Genomic DNA, 18560 nt, shown 5'->3' with positions numbered 1-18560 from the left:
ATAAAGATAGGACAAAAAAGCTAATCTCCAAGGCCGCCGACATGATCATCAGCCAATCCCAGGTTCAACTCGCCGCGCAGCACAGTTACAAAGAAAAAAGCACAGTGCAGGAACGAGTAAGAGTGCTGAATGCGCGGCATGCAGAGCCACAAGAAGCAGCGCAGACTCCGCCGCAAAACAATGTGGTTTCCAGCGGAATCCGCTTGGCTGCAGCCCCCCAAAAACAGTCGTTGAATTTAGGTTCGCCCATAGGGGCAAATGATCGACTGCAGATGCTGATCATTGCCCAGCTGTTCAAACAAATCACCGGCAAACAAATGCGTTTGTTCACCCCAGAACAGATCAACGCCGCGCCAACAGTAGCGATCGTGGAAATATCCAATCCATCGGTCTCCGCACCCGCATTGGTTTACGAACGCCACACCCGCTACGAGGAAACGGAAAAACTACAGTTTTTCGCGCAAGGCAAGGTGACGACCCAGGATGGCCGGGAAATCAATATAAGCGCGAGCTTAAGTATGAGCCGCTCGTTCGTTGAGACATCCTCCCTCACAGTGCTCGGCGGCAATGCGGTCATGACCGACCCGCTGGTCATCAATTTCGACGGCACGGGAGCACAGCTCGACAACACCCGGTTTGATTTCGATCTGGATAGCGATGGCATTCCCGAACAAATTGCCAGCTTGCGCCCCAACAGCGGTTATTTGGCCCTGGATCGCAACGGCGATGGCATCATTAACAATGGACAGGAACTGTTCGGCCCTATGAGCAATAACGGTTTTGCCGAACTAGCGGTTTACGACGAAGACGGCAACGGCTTTATCGATGAAGGCGACAGCATCTACAGCCAACTGCGCATTTGGCAGCACCATAGCGACGGGACCAGCAGTTTGTTTGCCCTCGGCGATAAAAATATAGGCGCAATTTATCTGGGCCACGCCGCCAGTCCAATGCAATTAAAAGATGCCAACAACACGACGCTAGGTGAAATTGTGTCTAGCGGCTTTTATCTGCGCGAAGATGGATCGAGCGGAATAATTCAGCAAATTAATCTCGCCGTTTAAAGTGCGCTTATTCCCAAGTTTTTTACGCTACGCTTGACCGAATAAATCTTTCCGAATTGAATATGCGCCCTCTTTTAGCCTTATTTTGCGCATCGTTTGCGGAAATCTTTTAATGCCCATTTGTTTATCGCGATGAAACGAATTCTCCTCGGGGCACTGCTGCTTTTTCTGTCTTACCAGCTCTGGATATTTGCCCATGTGCTCTGGTGGAAAGAGAACAATCCAAGCGAAACCAGCTTTATGAGGATTCGTCTGAATGAGCTGCGTGAGCACAACCCAGACGCGGAGCTGTACCACGAATGGATAGAGTACGAGCAGATCTCCAATCACCTAAAACGCGCAGTCATTGCCGCGGAGGATGGAAAATTTCTCCAACATCGAGGGTTTGATTGGGACGGCATGGAGCGAGCGATCAAAAAGAATCAGCAACGCGGCAAACGAGCGGCTGGAGGCTCCACCATCAGCCAACAACTCGCCAAAAATTTATTTCTCTCGCCTTCGAAGAGTTATATCCGTAAAGCGCAGGAGGCGATTATCACAGTGATGATCGAAGCCAGCTGGAGCAAACGACGCATACTGGAGGTGTATCTGAACGTCGTCGAATGGGGCGATGGAACCTTTGGCGCGCAAGCAGCGGCATGGCGTCATTATCGTACCAGCGCAGTGCACCTTTCACCGGCTCAAGCGGCTCATCTGGCTGTCCTTCTACCCAATCCTCGTCAGCATGAACGACGCCTGCCGGACTACGCGCAGCGCTATTCCCGCGTTGTTTTACAGCGCATGCCAAAGACCAGCATTCCCTAGCCCGGCACCCACCGAAGCTGGCAATTGCGGGATGAATCACGCATGGTGCTAAGCAGCACAATAAATTCCTTGCACTGCCGGGTAATTCCTGTAGAATCCAAGTCGTTGAAAATCCTGCAAGTATACTTTTTCCTCCTCGACGCCTGTCTTTCGCAGTTCCAGACCCGAAGCTCCACGTCAGTTGCAATAAAGTAATCCAGAATTTCCAGCATCCCCGCAGTACGCGGTTTTTACGATTTTTTGAACAAAAGGTTAATGAATATGGCAAATGAAACGACTGGAACTGTTAAGTGGTTCAATGACAGCAAAGGCTTTGGCTTTATCGAACAACAGCGCGGTCCAGATGTATTCGTCCACCACAGCGCCATCTCCGGCACTGGTTTTAAAACTCTGAAAGAAGGTCAACAAGTTAAATTTGTTGTGACCCAAGGCAAAAAAGGCCCACAAGCTGAAAACGTTATCCCCCTCTAAGTAGTATTACCGCCGCTTGATCGGCGGAACCAGATCCCGAGGCTTTGGTCACCTGAGTGACCAAAGCCTCTTTTTTTTCCCTCACTGGAGCCAGCCTTATGATGAATTCACCTCACGTGCGCTCCATTCATGGCATCCGAATACTCAAACACAAGCATCAGGTCATCAAACGACTGAAAAAGGAATCACCACAACCAACCCTATACGGGGATCAAGTTTGGCATTCCAGCTTTTTGCTTATGGACTACTTCAAACAGCACCCGCTGCCGGAACGGCAGCGCATTATGGACATCGGATGCGGATGGGGCTTATTAGGAATTTATTGCGCCAAACATTTTAATAGCGACATAGTTTCGGTGGACGCCGATAGCGGTGTGTTTCCCTACGTACACTCGCACGAAGAATTAAATGAAGTTTCCGTAAAAACGGAACAGGCAAGCTTCGATCAACTCAAAGTCGATGATTTTGCCCAGCAGGACATGGTAATTGGAGCCGATATTTGTTTTTGGCCATCCATGGTGAGAGAACTGAAAACCTTAATTGCCAAAGCCATTCGCGCCGGCGTAAAAAAAATTATTCTCGCCGACCCAGGCCGCTCGACGTTTTTGCAATTAGCTGAGCATTGCAAGGAAAATTACATCACGCGCCTCGAGCCCTGGCAGTCAGCGGAACAAACGACCTCCAAAGGCATGCTGCTGATTATCGAAAATCCCCAGGCGAGCTGATTTTCAAATGGCGCCAAAGCTCGCCACTTAATCCATAGAATAAAATCATCACCAACGCAAAATTCCATTCCACGATATTTTCAGCCTGAAATTTATTTTCAGGCTGACTAATCGTCACCGCCAGCGATACCAAACCAATCAACCATTGCGCAATCACCACAAACCAACACGCTTGCAACCACCGTTTTGCCTGTGGCGAAATTGATTGGTTATAGGTGCTGAGCGACTGCATACTGATCAGTTGCGCCAAGAGCGCAAATGCAAAATAAAACGTAATGCCGAAACTGCGCATAAAACGGTAAAAACCGCCTTGCGAGCCGAGAAAATTCGCGTAAAGAACCAGAGCAAGAGCGGAAATAATTCCTAGACCTAATATCACTTTATGGCGCTTGCGCACACCCACCAATTGATCCAACCAGCGACACTGCAATACCCAATAAAATACAAACAGCATGCTCATGGGCATCATCAGCCCGCGAAACCAAAATAAAGCGTCGCCATTGCGCACACCGCGACTGATAGAGGTGCAGCCCTCGATTAATGGAAAACAGGCTTCCGCGACTTGTTGATGAATAGAGATGAGATAACCGCCGATAACGGCAATCAGAGGGACAAGGGTATTGAGCCAGGCGATAACTCGGGGACTGAACACAAACACCTCGCTAAAAGGTTTGCGCCAGCCCGGTTTATTCCATCGACTGGCACTGACTGCGGATAAATTCCTCGTGCGTTGGCAGATTGTTGACCATGCCTCGAATCGCCTGCTTGGCCATCCGTAAGGTTGTGGAGATCTGCTCCAATTCGAGATTATTCACCCGCGGGCAATGTTTTCGCGGGCGTATCCCCATACCTTCGAACACTGACTGCCAACTTGAACTGCGGAACAGCTCATCTGTGCCTTCCCGCAAAGCTCCATGACCTTCAAACAGCTCGATCCGTTCCCGCAGCGAATCGGGCAAAGACATATTCCGGCACCAGCGCCAGAACTCCGTATCTTCCCGCTCGGTGGCGCAATAATGAAGCACAATGAAGTCGCGCACTTCCTCATAATCGGCCGAGATGCGCCGGTTGTATTCGCGTACTAGCGCAGCATCGCAGTCGCGATCCGGGAAATAGCGCAAAAAGAAGTCCACTCCTCTGGCAATCAAATGAATCGCGGTCGATTCCAACGGCTCAATAAAACCTGCCGCCAAACCCAGGGCTAAACAGTTATTCCGCCAGATTTCCTTACGTCTGCCCGAGGTAAATCTGATCATCTTCAACTCTTCCAGAACTTCGCCTTCTACGTGGCGCAGCAAGGTGGAACGGGCTTCTTGATCGGAACAAAACGCGCTGGAATAGACATAACCCTGACCGACCCGGTGTTGCAGCGGGATATTCCACATCCAGCCGGCACGCCGCGCCGTTGCCCGGGTATAAGGGGGAATCGGCGAGATGGAAGAAGTTTTTGCCGCAACGGCGCGGTCACAAGGGAGAAATTCCGACCAATCCTCGTATCCCACTCCCAGAATTTTCGTAATCAACTCACCGCGAAAGCCGGTACAGTCGATAAAAAAGTCGCCTTCCAGCTTGCGGCCATCATCCAATAGCACCGCATCGAGAAAACCGTTATCCCGCTGCTGTGCCGCCACAACTTTGCCTTCCAGACGTTCAACACCGCGCTCTTCAGCGTAACGGCGCAAATACTGCGCAACCAGAGTGGCATCGACGTGAAATGCGTACCCAGCTCCGCCGATCGGCGTATTCAGAGCCTCACCCGGGCGAAAGAAGCGGCCGTTTTCCGCCATAACGGCGCATGGGGAGAATTCAGATAGAGATGATGTATCGCCAGCCTGACGTGCACGCAGCCAACATTGATAAAAATCGTGACTACCTATGCGTTTGCCGATTACACCGAAAGGGTGGAAATAACGCTCGTTGCGCTGACGCCAGTCGACAAATCGAATACCGAGCTTGTAGGTGGACTGGGTGGCGCGCATAAAATCCTGTTCGTCGATCCCCAAGCGCCGGATCAGACCAACAAAAGGAGGAATGGTGGATTCACCGATCCCGATGGTGCCTATATCCGCAGACTCCACCAACTGGATGCGACACACGCTCTGCTTCAAGTGGTGTGACAAGATCGCCGCAGCCATCCAGCCCGAGGTACCGCCACCGACGATGACAATCTTGCGAATAGGGTTCATTGCATAGGTTTCTCGATTATTGCCAGCGCTTACCATTCGCGATTTTCCACCATCAAACCAGTCAAATCCGGTTCGCGCTCTGTACTAAACCGCCAATACGCAGGGCTACAAGCCTGAACTGCCCGACGCAGAACGTCAATTGCTCGATGACGAGGGAAACTTGCGCGCCATGCCAACACCAGCTGTCGGGAGGGCGAAGGCGCTGCAAACGGGCGCATGGTCAATACCTGAGGAGCATACAAAGGCATCTGCGCCGCAGCGAGCGGCAATATGGTTACTCCCAGACCCGAGGCCACCATATGGCGCAGGGTTTCCAATGTCCCAGCGCGTCCGACGCCCGGGCGATCTTCGACAGATTTGAGCAACGGAAAAGCCGCCAACACCTGTTCGCGGAAGCATTGCCCTTCCCCGGGCAACAACACTTCCTGCCCTTCCAAATCCTCTGCATTGATTTCACTTTTAGCTGCCAGAGGATGGCTCGCGGGCATCAACAGCACAAAAGGCTCTTCAAACAAAACCTGAGTTACTACATCCACTTCCTGAAAAGGTGCTGTAACCAGCACTACATCCAGCTCTCCGTGACGCAGCTTCTTGCCTAGCGCCGGAGCCAGATCTTCCTCTACCCGCAATGGCATCTGCGCTGCCATGCGCTGTAACAGAGGAACAAACTGCGGCAGCAAATAGGGTCCAACGGTTGGAAGCGTCCCTAATGCCAGCGGGCCAGTAAGCTGATCCTGTCCGCGGTTGGCAAGATCGCGGATATCCGCTGCCTGCTCCAGAATACGCCGCGCCCGCTCCAGAATCTGCAAACCAATTGCCGTCGGCTGAACGCTCGTCTTGGCGCGCTCGAATAAGGCTACGCCCAACTCCTCTTCCAGCTTCTTTACAGCGATGCTCAGGGTCGGCTGACTCACATGACAACGCTCCGCCGCCCGCCCGAAATGCTGCTCTTGCGCCAAGGTCACTATGTACCGCAGTTCTGTTAAGGTCATACCATTGCTCCGCGCCGCCACGAGACTTTATTCACTGGCGGAGGCGCCATAGCCAAAATTTATGGGATTTTAATTGCCCACAAGCTTAGACGTCACTATAAAACGCCTTTTGTGCCGACGTACTGCGTTTAAATTCCGATGTGCCGCGACGGCCATAGTATTTTGACTAAGGTAGATGCATGTCTATTGCTCAGCTCTCCGTAACCTTCTTCCTCCAGATGTTCGTGATACTGCTCACCTGCCGCGTCGTGGGCTGGCTTGGTCGCAAGTATCTGCACCAACCGCAAGTAGTCGGAGAGATGATCGCTGGCGTGATTCTGGGGCCATCCCTGTTTGGACTGCTCGCTCCGGAAATTCAGCAGCACATATTTCCCGCCGAAACCAAAGGAATCCTCTACGTAGGCTCGCAGTTTGGCGTGGGCCTGTACATGTTCCTGGTTGGGCTCGGATTTCGTTCGGATCATTTCAAAAGCAATGTTCTGCGGGCAGCGACTGTATCCATCTCAGGAATGGCGGCCCCGTTTCTTGTGGCTCTCGTCATGGCGCCTTGGTTAATGACAGTTCCCGGCTTATTTGCGGAATCGGCAAGCCGGTTTGACGCCACCCTGTTTATGGGCGCCGCCATCGCCATCACCGCGTTCCCGATGCTCGCCCGCATCATCCACGAGCGCGGTCTGAGCCATACCTCTCTTGGCACCTTATCTTTGTCCGCCGGAGCCATCGACGACGCTGCTGCCTGGTGTTTGCTTGCCATAGTCCTTGCCAGCTTCGGTGCTGGTTCCGGAGTAGCGATCAAAGCCATAGTGGGCGGCGCCATTTTCGCTTCGTTTATGATCTTCCTCGGTCCCAAGCTGCTCGCTCCCTTGGGCCGTATGGCTAATCGCGAACAGGCGCTTGGCCGCCCATTGAGTCACACCTTGCTGTCCATCGTATTAATGCTGTTTACGCTGAGCGCCTTTACTGCAGATGCCATAGGGCTGCACGCAGTATTCGGCGGATTTTTGTTGGGCACAGTAATGCCACGCGGCGCTCTATGCGATCAGCTTAGAAAATTGCTGGAACCTTTTACGGTTGTTCTGCTGTTGCCGATGTTTTTCACCTATTCCGGCCTTAATACGCAGCTGACCATGGTCAATAACCTGGAGCTTCTGCTGGTCGCCGCTGTGGTTTTAACCGGTTCTATAGCGGCAAAATTTGGCGCTTGCTGGGCCGCGGCACGACTGAGCGGTCAAGACAACCGCACGGCGCTTGGCATTGGCGCTTTGATGAATTCTCGTGGCTTGATGGAGCTGATCATCATCAATATAGGACTGCAAGCCGGAGTCATTGGCCCGGCCCTGTTCTCAATGTTGGTGATGATGGCAATTGTGACCACGCTGATGGCATCACCTTTGTTCGAACTCGTCTACGGCCGGCAAGCGCGAGCCAGCGGTGAATTGGACGCTGTGGAAAATTCACCCGGAATTTAATTCCGGGAATTCACTAAAGCCTTAATAAGGCCGCCGCCTGCAGGTCACGCAGGAATGTCGCCTGCCAAGTGTGAATATTATTGGCGCGTAGAACACTCATCATTTTTTTCCATCGATCAATACGCTCATCTGCTGGCATACGAAGAGCCTCTGCCAAGCTTTTCGCTACGTTATCTATATCGTAGGGATTTACACGCACCGCGGCATCAAGCTCGTCCGCCGCGCCTGCCATGTGAGATAACACCAGCACGCCGGGGTCTTCCGGGTCCTGAGCAGCGACATATTCTTTAGCGACTAGATTCATGCCGTCTCTAAGTGGTGTTACAAACCCTACGCGAGCGCGGTTATACATAGCAAGAATAGTATTGCGGCGAAAACCACGTGTGAGATAACGCAGCGGCATCCAGTCAAAGTCTGCATAACCGCCGACAATATGCCCGACATGGCGATCTATGGTTTGCGCCAAATCCCGATAAGCTTCCACATCGCCGCGGGAAATAGGAGCAATCTGCAAGTACACAACCTTGCGCAGAAATTCCGAGTAATTTTTTAGAAGGCGCTCGTAAGCCTGCATACGCTGAGCAAGACCTTTGGAATAATCCAGTCGATCAACTCCGATAATTAATTGGCGCCCGGACAAACTCGAATTCAAACGCTTAAATTCTTCAGAGGATTCACCTGTTTTACTTGCTGTGCGGAGATTTTCAGTTTCGATACTGATCGGATATACGCCAGCGGTACAACTGAGTTCGCCAACTCTGTAGCGCTTCCCAGGCAACGCCTCGCCTTTTAAGCCATAGCCGATACTCATGTAAAAGCCACAATAATCTGCTTCCGTTTGCAGTCCGACCAGATCATAGGCCAATAAAAAGTGCAGAATATTTTTGTAATCCGGAACCGTGCGCAATAAATCAAATGGCGGAAAGGGGGTATGAAGAAAAAAGCCGATAGGTGATTTCACACCAGCGTCCCGCAACATTTTCCCCATTGGAATCAGGTGATAGTCATGTACCCAAATAATGTCGTCGGGCTTGAGTAATGGCAAAAGGCTTTGTGCCATTTTTTGGTTGACGCTCAGATAACCTTGATAATCAGAAACATCATAATTCATCAAATCCGGACGCTGGTGAAAAAGCGGCCACAATACGCTATTCGCAAATCCTTTGTAATACTGATTATATTCGGCGGGTTTAAGACTAATTGTGGCATATTCAATCACGCCCGATTTTTCCACCTTCGGGATTTGTTCATCGCGACTTTCCACCTTGCCATTCCAACCAAACCACAATCCTCCATCGCGACTCATCGCAGCTGTCACGCCGACAGCCAAACCTCCTTTAGATCCGCTGTTGCTAGAGTCAGATTTAGTAACCCGGTTTGACACCACCACCAATCGACCCATGTTAAATACCCCTATATTTTTAAATCTATCTGCAATAGACCATATAAAAGCGTCTTCGTGCCGACCAAGCCATTACGACTACCGCAACACTTTCTGTAAAAAATCCATCACCGCTGTAATATTTTCCAATCGATACTGAGCCGCAGTCATTCCAGACCCGACTTTAAAAGAGACTCCCTGATTTACATTGACCCAATGAAATGCGTCTTCATCTGTAGTGTCATCACCAATATAAACAGGCCGCCTACCTAAAAATGGTTGATACTTCAAAAACCTTTCTATTGCCTTTCCCTTATCCACTCCGAGAGGTTGAATCTCTCTTACACAATTTCCATAAATGACTCTCAAACCCTCGAGAGTTTCGATGTGTTCGGCAATAAACTTATCCACCACCGTTTTCATATCAGGCTGCCGCCTAAAGTGGAGAGCACAAGAATGCGTCTTATTTTCCATTAACAAGCCATTTTTCTCTGCAAAAGCCAAAATCCGCTCAAGCGCAACGGAATAATTGGGAGAATTCAGTTCAACTTGGCGCAACTCACCCTGAAACCACCACTCTGCACCATGCCCTCCCGCAAGAGAAATTTGCGGCAACCGCAACAGAGAATGCAAAGAACGAATAGACCGACCAGAAATAATTGCCAAAGCACCATTCAATTTTGCATGCAGCTTAACCAACAACTCTCGCAATTCCGCGGAAACAATAACACCCTCAGGATCTGCGGAAAAACCCACTAACGTCCCATCAAAATCGAGAAAAAACGCCATTTCATGGAAATTTAAATTCAACATAATGCATTTTTCATTTTGAAAAATGAGATGGTAACAGGCGAAGCAAATGAAAACAAAATATCGGGGATTTTTTCGCATTAAATTCAAATATGCCTCGCTTAAACCAAATGATCAAGCAAATAACAAATTTAAAAAATGCGCCCCAGCTACTGCCCTTTAATGAGAATTAGAAATGAATAAAGAATCTTCCCAAAGAAATATTGCCGCAAAGCCTAGCTGAACGAAACAAAGTAAAATTGGCAAAAACGAAGATATTGTGCGGCGAATCAGCGATGCTGCTGTCACGAGAAGGCATGAGAGAAGATTGGTAAAGCTGGGATTGAAGCAGGAACTGAGGTCAAGACCAAACACGGATTGGTGTGTTAGGAAGGGATGCAAGGAGAAGAAGATGTGAAGGATGTAGGTGTTCTTTTCCCCAACTGCAGTCCTATTCCCGCATCTGGTAGTTTGTGTTTTCAAAGCTCAAAGTAAAACGCCCCGGCCATTTCTGACCAGGGCGTTTTTGTTAGAAGCCTGACGATGACCTACTCTCACATGGGGAGGCCCCACACTACCATCGGCGATGCATCGTTTCACTTCTGAGTTCGGAATGGGATCAGGTGGTTCCAATGCTCTATGGTCGTCAGGCAAACCGGTTGCTGATGTTCATCAGCGAATTCTGTTTGCTTAGCATTGATAAGCTTCGGTCTTACTTCCCTCAGGAATGCCTCTACTCATCGTAATAAATCGTGGTCAATAAAGTTGTAACCTGCTGAGATGATGGTCTGCTACTTATCCGCGTTGGATCAGTCACTACAGTCATCGCTTTCATTCGTTCATCAAAGCTTGCCATCAATCGCTTCTGTTATATGGTCAAGCCTCACGGGCAATTAGTATTGGTTAGCTCAACGCCTCACAGCGCTTCCACACCCAACCTATCAACGTCTTGGTCTTAAACGGCCCTTTAGGGACTTAAAGTCCAGGGAGATCTAATCTTGAAGGAGGCTTCCCGCTTAGATGCTTTCAGCGGTTATCCCGTCCGAACATAGCTACCGGGCAATGCGTCTGGCGACACAACCCGAACACCAGAGGTTCGTTCATTCCGGTCCTCTCGTACTAGGAACAACTCTTCTCAAATCTCCAACGCCCACGGCAGATAGGGACCGAACTGTCTCACGACGTTCTAAACCCAGCTCGCGTACCACTTTAAATGGCGAACAGCCATACCCTTGGGACCGGCTTCAGCCCCAGGATGTGATGAGCCGACATCGAGGTGCCAAACTCCCCCGTCGATATGAACTCTTGGGAGGAATCAGCCTGTTATCCCCGGAGTACCTTTTATCCGTTGAGCGATGGCCCTTCCATACAGAACCACCGGATCACTATGACCTACTTTCGTACCTGCTCGACTTGTTTGTCTCGCAGTCAAGCTGGCTTGTGCCATTACACAATCCTCCTGATTTCCGACCAGGATTAGCCAACCTTCGTGCTCCTCCGTTACTCTTTGGGAGGAGACCGCCCCAGTCAAACTACCCACCATACACTGTCCCCAACCCAGATTATGGGCCAAGGTTAGAACCTCAAACATACCAGGCTGGTATTTCAACGTCGGCTCCACGAGGACTGGCGTCCTCGCTTCTAAGCCTCCCAGCTATCCTACACAAGTAGGTTCAAAGTTCAGTGCAAAGCTATAGTAAAGGTTCACGGGGTCTTTCCGTCTAGCCGCGGGAACACTGCATCTTAACAGCGATTTCAATTTCACTGAGTCTCGGGTGGAGACAGCGCCGCCATCGTTACGCCATTCGTGCAGGTCGGAACTTACCCGACAAGGAATTTCGCTACCTTAGGACCGTTATAGTTACGGCCGCCGTTTACCGGGGCTTCGATCAAGAGCTTCGCTTTCGCTAACCCCATCAATTAACCTTCCGGCACCGGGCAGGCGTCACACCCTATACGTCCACTTTCGTGTTTGCAGAGTGCTGTGTTTTTAATAAACAGTCGCAGCGGCCTGGTATCTTCGACCAACCTCAGCTTAAGGAGTAAATCCCATCACCAAAGTCGGCGCACCTTCTCCCGAAGTTACGGTGCCATTTTGCCTAGTTCCTTCACCCGAGTTCTCTCAAGCGCCTTGGTATTCTCTACCTGACCACCTGTGTCGGTTTCGAGTACGGTCTTTGTTGCCTGAAGCTTAGAAGTTTTTCCTGGAAGCAGGGCATCAACGACTTCGCTTCCTTAAAGGATGCTCGTCATCACCTCTCAGCCTTAGGGACCCGGATTTGCCTAAGTCCCCAGCCTACCAGCTTAAACGTGGACAACCAACGCCACGCTCGCCTAGCCTTCTCCGTCACTCCATCGCAGCAACAAACGGTACGGGAATATTAACCCGTTTCCCATCGACTACGGCTTTCGCCCTCGCCTTAGGGGCCGACTAACCCTGTCCCGATTAGCGTTGGACAGGAACCCTTGGTCTTCCGGCGTGAGGGTTTTTCACCCTCATTGTCGTTACTCATGTCAGCATTCGCACTTCTGATATCTCCAGCAAGCTTCTCAACTCACCTTCGCAGACTTACAGAACGCTCCCCTACCACGCACTTACGTGCATCCGCAGCTTCGGTTGCTAGTTTTAGCCCCGTTAAATCTTCCGCGCAGGCCGACTCGACTAGTGAGCTATTACGCTTTCTTTAAAGGATGGCTGCTTCTAAGCCAACCTCCTAGCTGTCTATGCCTTCCCACATCGTTTCCCACTTAACTAACATTTGGGACCTTAGCTGGCGGTCTGGGTTGTTGCCCTCTTCACGACGGACGTTAGCACCCGCCGTGTGTCTCCCGGATATCACTCCAAGGTATTCGGAGTTTGCATGGGGTTGGTAAGTCGGGATGACCCCCTAGCCCAAACAGTGCTCTACCCCCTTGGGTGTTCGTCCGAGGCGCTACCTAAATAGCTTTCGGGGAGAACCAGCTATCTCCGAGCTTGATTAGCCTTTCACTCCGATCCACAAGTCATCCGAATCTTTTTCAACAGATTACGGTTCGGTCCTCCAGTGCCTGTTACGGCACCTTCAACCTGCTCATGGATAGATCGCTCGGTTTCGGGTCTACTGCCAGCGACTATCGCCCTATTCAGACTCGATTTCTCTACGGCTCCCCTATACGGTTAACCTCGCCACTGACAGTAAGTCGCTGACCCATTATACAAAAGGTACGCAGTCACCCCATTAAGAGGCTCCTACTGCTTGTACGCACACGGTTTCAGGGTCTATTTCACTCCCCTCTCAGGGGTTCTTTTCGCCTTTCCCTCACGGTACTGGTTCACTATCGGTCAGCTGGGAGTATTTAGCCTTGGAGGATGGTCCCCCCATCTTCAGTCAAGATAACACGTGTCCCGACCTACTTAATATGTGAACTAATGGTTTTCGTGTACGGGGCTATCACCCTCTATCGCCAGACTTTCCAGACTGTTCCACTAACCAATAATTCATCGGCTCTTCCCCTTTCGCTCGCCGCTACTGAGGGAATCTCGGTTGATTTCTTTTCCTAAGGGTACTTAGATGTTTCAGTTCCCCTCGTTCGCCTCCTGTACCTATGAATTCAGTACAGGATACTCAGGTTACCCTGAGTGGGTTTCCCCATTCAGAAATGCCAGGATCAATGCTCGTTTGCCAGCTCCCCTAGCCTTATCGCAGGCTCCTACGTCTTTCATCGCCTCCAGCTGCCAAGGCATCCACCATGTGCGCTTATTCACTTGACCATATAACACAAGTGACTAATGGTATTGCTTGACGACTTACTTTATTTCGATAACTGTTCTCCGTCAGATTCACAATCGTCTCATTAGCTGATATCTCAGCCAACTCAACAACCGTCAACCCAACAGAAATGCAACATGATCACAATCGCCGGATAAGCATGCTCAAGACACACTCATCTCGTTAATTTGCAATGTTACAACTTTATTTTCCACTTTGTTAAAGATCTCTCTGAGCCTTACTCAGAAAACTAAACCCTTGCATAAATCAAAGACTTACTTTTCTGACCGCTTAAAAACTTAGCTTCTATATATTAGGCTTTTAAGCTTTCTCTGAGTCAGCGTGCGTCGCTGAGGTGGCGTATAATACTGATTAAATTTTCCGAGTCAACGCCTTGTTAAAAATATTTTTTAAATTTCTTTTTATTGCTCATTTGTTCGCCTAAACCGAGCATTCTTTGGCCAAAATTGCGGAGACAAACCCCACCCCGCATCACAAATCAGCTAAAAAAGATCCAATACAACAAAGAACCGAGAATTAAATATTTAAGCGTGTAATAAACAAAACGACTTCTACGCTTAATTGCCTTCCCCACCTCTCTGACTTTGTAGAGACGAGAAAACAATTTATTAATAAAACCTATTCTGTCTTCTTCCGTATTACGAGAAACGGCAGCCCCCATAACTACTCGCGCAAAAAGAGCTTCCACCCAACGCACGGGAGCAAACCACAGCGGGCGCCGCACATCGCAAAACAATACAATTCTTCGCTGATCCGTCGCATTTTCGGCGTAGTGAATGTAGGTCTCATCAAAAATGACACCCTCACCGTTCCGCCAGAAATATTTCTCCCCATCCACATAAATTGCACAACGCGGATCTTCCGGAACTGCAAGCCCCAAGTGATAACGCATGGAACCCGCATAAGGGTCGCGATGCGCAACCAGTTTTGCACCCGGAGGCAGGGAAGCAAACATCGCAGCTTTGACAGACGGGATCTGATCAAGCAGAGAAAATGTGTACGGACAAAGTTTGCGGGCTGACACCAGATCATTCCCGTACCACTTCAAATAAAACCGCCGCCAACCCGTTCTAAAAAATGAGTTAAAACCCGCGTCTTCATGCCCTACTGTCGCAACAATCTGTTTACGCTCATCAAGCGCAAGCGCTTCATCTCTAATTTTTTCCCAATTTTCCGCAAGAAGACTTAATTCAGGAAATGTCGCAACAGGATGGAATGGCCGCGCCGGCAGCTTTGAAAAGAGATAAATCAAGCAATTGACGGGCGCCATAAATGTCGAATGATCGGACAACTGACGCAAAGGACGATGCCGCACTTTTCCCCTGAAGTGCACATAAAGCCCACTTACAACGAATACAAGGAACGCAATAGCCCCAGCAGAAGGAACATAGGCTTGCATATAGAGAATCTTGCGTAAACGTGATGAAAAGAGGGATTCTTCGACAGAGGAAACAATAAATCAAGCAATGCGTGTGGGATCTTGTGGCAGGTGATTTCGTTTAAGGAGGTGATCCAGCCCCAGGTTCCCCTAGGGCTACCTTGTTACGACTTCACCCCAGTCATGAATCACACCGTGGTAACCGTCCCCCTTGCGGTTAGACTAGCTACTTCTGGTGCAACCCACTCCCATGGTGTGACGGGCGGTGTGTACAAGGCCCGGGAACGTATTCACCGCAACATGCTGATTTGCGATTACTAGCGATTCCGACTTCATGGAGTCGAGTTGCAGACTCCAATCCGGACTACGAAGAGTTTTCTGGGATTTGCTCCACCTCGCGGCCTCGCTTCCCTCTGTACTCCCCATTGTAGCACGTGTGTAGCCCTACTCGTAAGGGCCATGATGACTTGACGTCGTCCCCACCTTCCTCCGGTTTGTCACCGGCAGTCTCCTTAGAGTTCCCAACTGAATGATGGCAACTAAGGACAAGGGTTGCGCTCGTTACGGGACTTAACCCAACATCTCACGACACGAGCTGACGACAGCCATGCAGCACCTGTCTCAGATTTCCCGAAGGCACCCCCGCATCTCTGCAGGGTTATCTGGATGTCAAGAGTAGGTAAGGTTCTTCGCGTTGCGTCGAATTAAACCACATGCTCCACCGCTTGTGCGGGCCCCCGTCAATTCATTTGAGTTTTAACCTTGCGGCCGTACTCCCCAGGCGGTCGACTTATCGCGTTAGCTGCGCCACTAACCCCTCAAGGAGGCCAACGGCTAGTCGACATCGTTTACGGCGTGGACTACCAGGGTATCTAATCCTGTTTGATCCCCACGCTTTCGCACCTCAGCGTCAGTATTGGGCCAGAGTGTCGCCTTCGCCACTGGTGTTCCTTCCGATCTCTACGCATTTCACCGCTACACCGGAAATTCCACACTCCTCTCCCATACTCTAGCCATCCAGTTCTAAATGCAATTCCAAGGTTAAGCCCTGGGCTTTCACATCTAGCTTAAATGGCCGCCTACGCGCGCTTTACGCCCAGTAATTCCGATTAACGCTTGCACCCTCCGTATTACCGCGGCTGCTGGCACGGAGTTAGCCGGTGCTTATTCTGTTGGTAACGTCAATCTTCAAGGGTATTAACCTTAAAGCCTTCCTCCCAACTTAAAGTGCTTTACAACCCGAGGGCCTTCTTCACACACGCGGCATGGCTGGATCAGGGTTGCCCCCATTGTCCAATATTCCCCACTGCTGCCTCCCGTAGGAGTCTGGACCGTGTCTCAGTTCCAGTGTGACTGATCATCCTCTCAGACCAGTTACGGATCGTCGCCTAGGTAGGCCTTTACCCTACCTACTAGCTAATCCGACGCGGGCTCATCTGATAACGTGAGGTCCGAAGATCCCCCACTTTCCCCCTTAGGGCGTATGCGGTATTAGCGCCCCTTTCGGAACGTTATCCCCCATTACCAGGCAGATTCCCACGCGTTACTCACCCGTTCGCCGCTCTACTCAGGCCGAAACCCTTTCGCGCTCGACTTGCATGTGTTAGGCCTGCCGCCAGCGTTCAATCTGAGCCATGATCAAACTCTTCAGTTTAAATCATATGAGCAATCTCTCGATCACTCTAAACTTGGCTCAAACCACGTTTGACTACCTATTCGCGTTATTACTAAGCTGAATTGATGGTCTCTTGGGTTTGAATATCTCTTAATTCACTCAACCACAAGAGCCCACACGCTTTGCTTGATTTAATTGTTAAAAAGCTCACTCCGGCTTGCGGAGCTTTTCGCTTTGGTCCGTGACCGCTGCTGAGGACGCGCATTATACGTAGATCAAAGAGCAGCGCAAGCAGTTTTTAAAAGATTTTTTTATTCGCAGCGAAAAATCCTATTCCGCCTAAAAATCAACCAAACAAACGGATCGATCCACTTCGTTTGGAGTTGAGCACTTATTGCTCAGATAGCCGCTATATATTTGTCATGCCCCTGGGTGGCCTTAACACACGCAGCCACCACTTCTTCTACTTGCCTTAACGCAGCTGCAGCTTGCTCGACTGATACAGTCTTACAAAACGGACTTTGTCTTTCGGGATAAATTCCCTGTCCTTCCATAACCGAAAGCCAGCTATTTTCGGAAAACAGCTCAGCACCGTCGCGAAACAAATACCCGCTTGAACGATACAAATCAATTTTTTGCTGCAAAGACTCTGGGATTTCCATATTTTTGCAATATCGCCAAAATTCCGTGTCTTCTCGGTTAGTCGCCTTGTAATGCAAAATAATAAAGTCGCGGATGGAGCTGATTTCTTGATCCATCATTTGATTGAAACGATTTCTTTCCACCTCGCATTGCTCAAAATGAGGAAAAATGCCTAAGAATTTGGATAAGGCAGACTGAACAAGGTGGATGCTTGTGGATTCCAGAGGCTCTAAAAATCCGCTTGCCAAGCCAAGACTGAGACAGTTTTTATTCCATATTTTTTTTCGCTTACCCGAGGTAAAGCGCAGCTGCTTGGCCTCTCCCAGCACTTTGGTTTCCAAATTGCTAAGCAATATGTCTTCAGCCGTTTGATCAGAACAAAAAGCATTGCTATAGACAAAACCGTTGCCAGTTCTGTGCTGCAGAGGGATTCGCCACTGCCAACCAAACCCATGTGCAATCGCTTTGGTATGGGATGCAGGAACAGGCTGTTTTTCACTTGCGACAGCCTTAGCGCTGTTACACGGCAGGTATTTACTCCAATCTTCGTAGCCAGTTTTTAATGTCTGCTCGATTAAAATCCCTTTAAACCCAGAACAGTCAATAAAAAAATCTGCCTGAATATCTTCGTGATCTTCCAGATGCAATGTCGAAATATTGCCGGTGTCGCTATCGGTAGAAGCGGATGCTATTTTGGCTTCAATCCGACGAACACCGCGCAGTTCACTGTAGCCTCGCAAAAATTGCGCATAGAGAGACGCATCAAAATGAAATGCGTAATTGATACTCGCCAAAGGAGAGTTGGGGATGTTTTTGGGCTCGCTAAACTTCTTTTGCATAGCCATTTGCGCGTTGATGGAGTATGCCTCCAGCCTTTTGGCCAATCCTTGCGAATAAGCCATGCGCCATAGCTGATGAAAAGGCATGCCATAAGAATCCGGTCCATAGGTTCCAAATGGATGGTAATAGCTATCCCCTTGATTGGCCCAGTTGATAAATTCGATTCCGAGTTTAAAGGTCCCTTTGGTTTCCTTTAGCAATTCTTTTGTATCAATACCTAGGAGTTTATTAAACGTCAGTATCGGCGGAATGGTCGCTTCACCAACCCCCACTGTTCCAATTTCCGACGATTCAATCAGCAATATGGAGTAATGCTCTTTAGGAAGAGCCTTGGAAAGTGCAGCGGCGGCCATCCAGCCCGCAGTACCGCCGCCAACAATAGCAATAGTAGGAACTTTTCCCGCAGGAGTTTTGTCTGCTGATGATGTTTGCAT

The 18560-nt window shown here is 49.8% G+C and carries 12 protein-coding genes and 3 rRNA genes; 5 read left to right on the top strand and 10 right to left on the bottom strand.

Annotated elements, in window-relative coordinates; translation table 11 throughout:
• Positions 1-41 precede the first annotated feature (41 nt).
• The 4 genes from DWB84_RS07830 to DWB84_RS07815 all read left to right on the top strand — a co-directional run bounded on the left by DWB84_RS07830 (position 42) and on the right by DWB84_RS07815 (position 3064).
• On the top strand, positions 42-1064 hold the full coding sequence (locus DWB84_RS07830; protein WP_187409217.1) for a hypothetical protein: 1023 nt from the start codon (positions 42-44) through the stop codon (positions 1062-1064).
• Between the two features lie 132 nt (positions 1065-1196).
• The gene (gene mtgA / locus DWB84_RS07825) at positions 1197-1868 is read left to right on the top strand and encodes a monofunctional biosynthetic peptidoglycan transglycosylase (protein WP_187409216.1); all 672 of its coding nucleotides are present in this window, start codon (positions 1197-1199) and stop codon (positions 1866-1868) included.
• Positions 1869-2129: 261 nt separating this feature from the next.
• The gene (locus DWB84_RS07820; RefSeq protein WP_187409215.1) at positions 2130-2339 is read left to right on the top strand and encodes a cold-shock protein; all 210 of its coding nucleotides are present in this window, start codon (positions 2130-2132) and stop codon (positions 2337-2339) included.
• 98 nt (positions 2340-2437) lie between these two features.
• The gene (locus DWB84_RS07815) at positions 2438-3064 is read left to right on the top strand and encodes a methyltransferase (RefSeq protein ID WP_187409214.1); all 627 of its coding nucleotides are present in this window, start codon (positions 2438-2440) and stop codon (positions 3062-3064) included.
• Here DWB84_RS07815 and DWB84_RS07810 read toward each other — a convergent pair.
• From DWB84_RS07810 to DWB84_RS07800, 3 genes are read right to left on the bottom strand one after another with little or no spacing between them, the layout of a single operon-like run.
• Entirely contained in the window at positions 3039-3716 is a 678-nt protein-coding gene (locus DWB84_RS07810; protein WP_187409213.1) for a hypothetical protein, read from the bottom strand. The two genes, DWB84_RS07815 and DWB84_RS07810, sit on opposite strands and share 26 nt — an antisense overlap.
• A 34-nt stretch (positions 3717-3750) precedes the next feature.
• Positions 3751-5286 carry a tryptophan halogenase family protein gene (locus tag DWB84_RS07805; RefSeq protein WP_255428896.1) on the bottom strand — a complete coding sequence of 512 codons (1536 nt, stop codon included), beginning with the start codon at positions 5284-5286 and terminating at the stop codon, positions 3751-3753.
• On the bottom strand, positions 5280-6242 hold the full coding sequence (locus tag DWB84_RS07800; RefSeq protein WP_187409212.1) for a hydrogen peroxide-inducible genes activator: 963 nt from the start codon (positions 6240-6242) through the stop codon (positions 5280-5282). Before DWB84_RS07800 ends, DWB84_RS07805 begins: the two co-directional genes overlap by 7 nt.
• Positions 6243-6421: 179 nt before the next feature.
• On the opposite strand from DWB84_RS07800, the gene DWB84_RS07795 reads away from it, so the two are divergent.
• Complete coding sequence (locus tag DWB84_RS07795; protein WP_187409211.1) at positions 6422-7711, top strand: cation:proton antiporter; 1290 nt, start codon at positions 6422-6424, stop codon at positions 7709-7711.
• A 13-nt stretch (positions 7712-7724) separates the two neighbouring features.
• Here the strand turns inward: DWB84_RS07795 and DWB84_RS07790 are convergent, their stop codons facing one another.
• The 7 genes from DWB84_RS07790 to DWB84_RS07760 all read right to left on the bottom strand — a co-directional run bounded on the left by DWB84_RS07790 (position 7725) and on the right by DWB84_RS07760 (position 18560).
• Positions 7725-9113 (bottom strand): trehalose-6-phosphate synthase, encoded by a 1389-nt coding sequence (locus tag DWB84_RS07790; RefSeq protein ID WP_187409210.1) that lies wholly within the window; start codon positions 9111-9113, stop codon positions 7725-7727.
• A gap of 78 nt (positions 9114-9191) precedes the next feature.
• Positions 9192-9905 (bottom strand): trehalose-phosphatase, encoded by a 714-nt coding sequence (otsB, locus tag DWB84_RS07785; RefSeq protein WP_187409209.1) that lies wholly within the window; start codon positions 9903-9905, stop codon positions 9192-9194.
• A gap of 511 nt (positions 9906-10416) precedes the next feature.
• Positions 10417-10532: ribosomal RNA gene (gene rrf, locus DWB84_RS07780) — 5S ribosomal RNA — on the bottom strand.
• A 221-nt stretch (positions 10533-10753) separates the two neighbouring features.
• Positions 10754-13632 (bottom strand): 23S ribosomal RNA (locus tag DWB84_RS07775).
• Positions 13633-14129: 497 nt separating this feature from the next.
• Entirely contained in the window at positions 14130-15050 is a 921-nt protein-coding gene (locus DWB84_RS07770) for an aspartyl/asparaginyl beta-hydroxylase domain-containing protein (RefSeq protein ID WP_187409208.1), read from the bottom strand.
• A 101-nt stretch (positions 15051-15151) separates the two neighbouring features.
• A 16S ribosomal RNA gene (locus DWB84_RS07765) occupies positions 15152-16683 on the bottom strand.
• Together the 16S, 23S and 5S rRNA genes form the textbook arrangement of a ribosomal RNA operon.
• Positions 16684-17042: 359 nt before the next feature.
• On the bottom strand, positions 17043-18560 hold the full coding sequence (locus tag DWB84_RS07760; protein WP_187409207.1) for a tryptophan halogenase family protein: 1518 nt from the start codon (positions 18558-18560) through the stop codon (positions 17043-17045).

This window comes from Saccharophagus sp. K07 (assembly GCF_014336955.1).
Taxonomy (GTDB): domain Bacteria; phylum Pseudomonadota; class Gammaproteobacteria; order Pseudomonadales; family Cellvibrionaceae; genus UBA5868.
The sequence above is the reverse complement of the archived record's forward strand: the minus strand, read 5'-3'. Positions and strand labels throughout refer to the sequence as shown.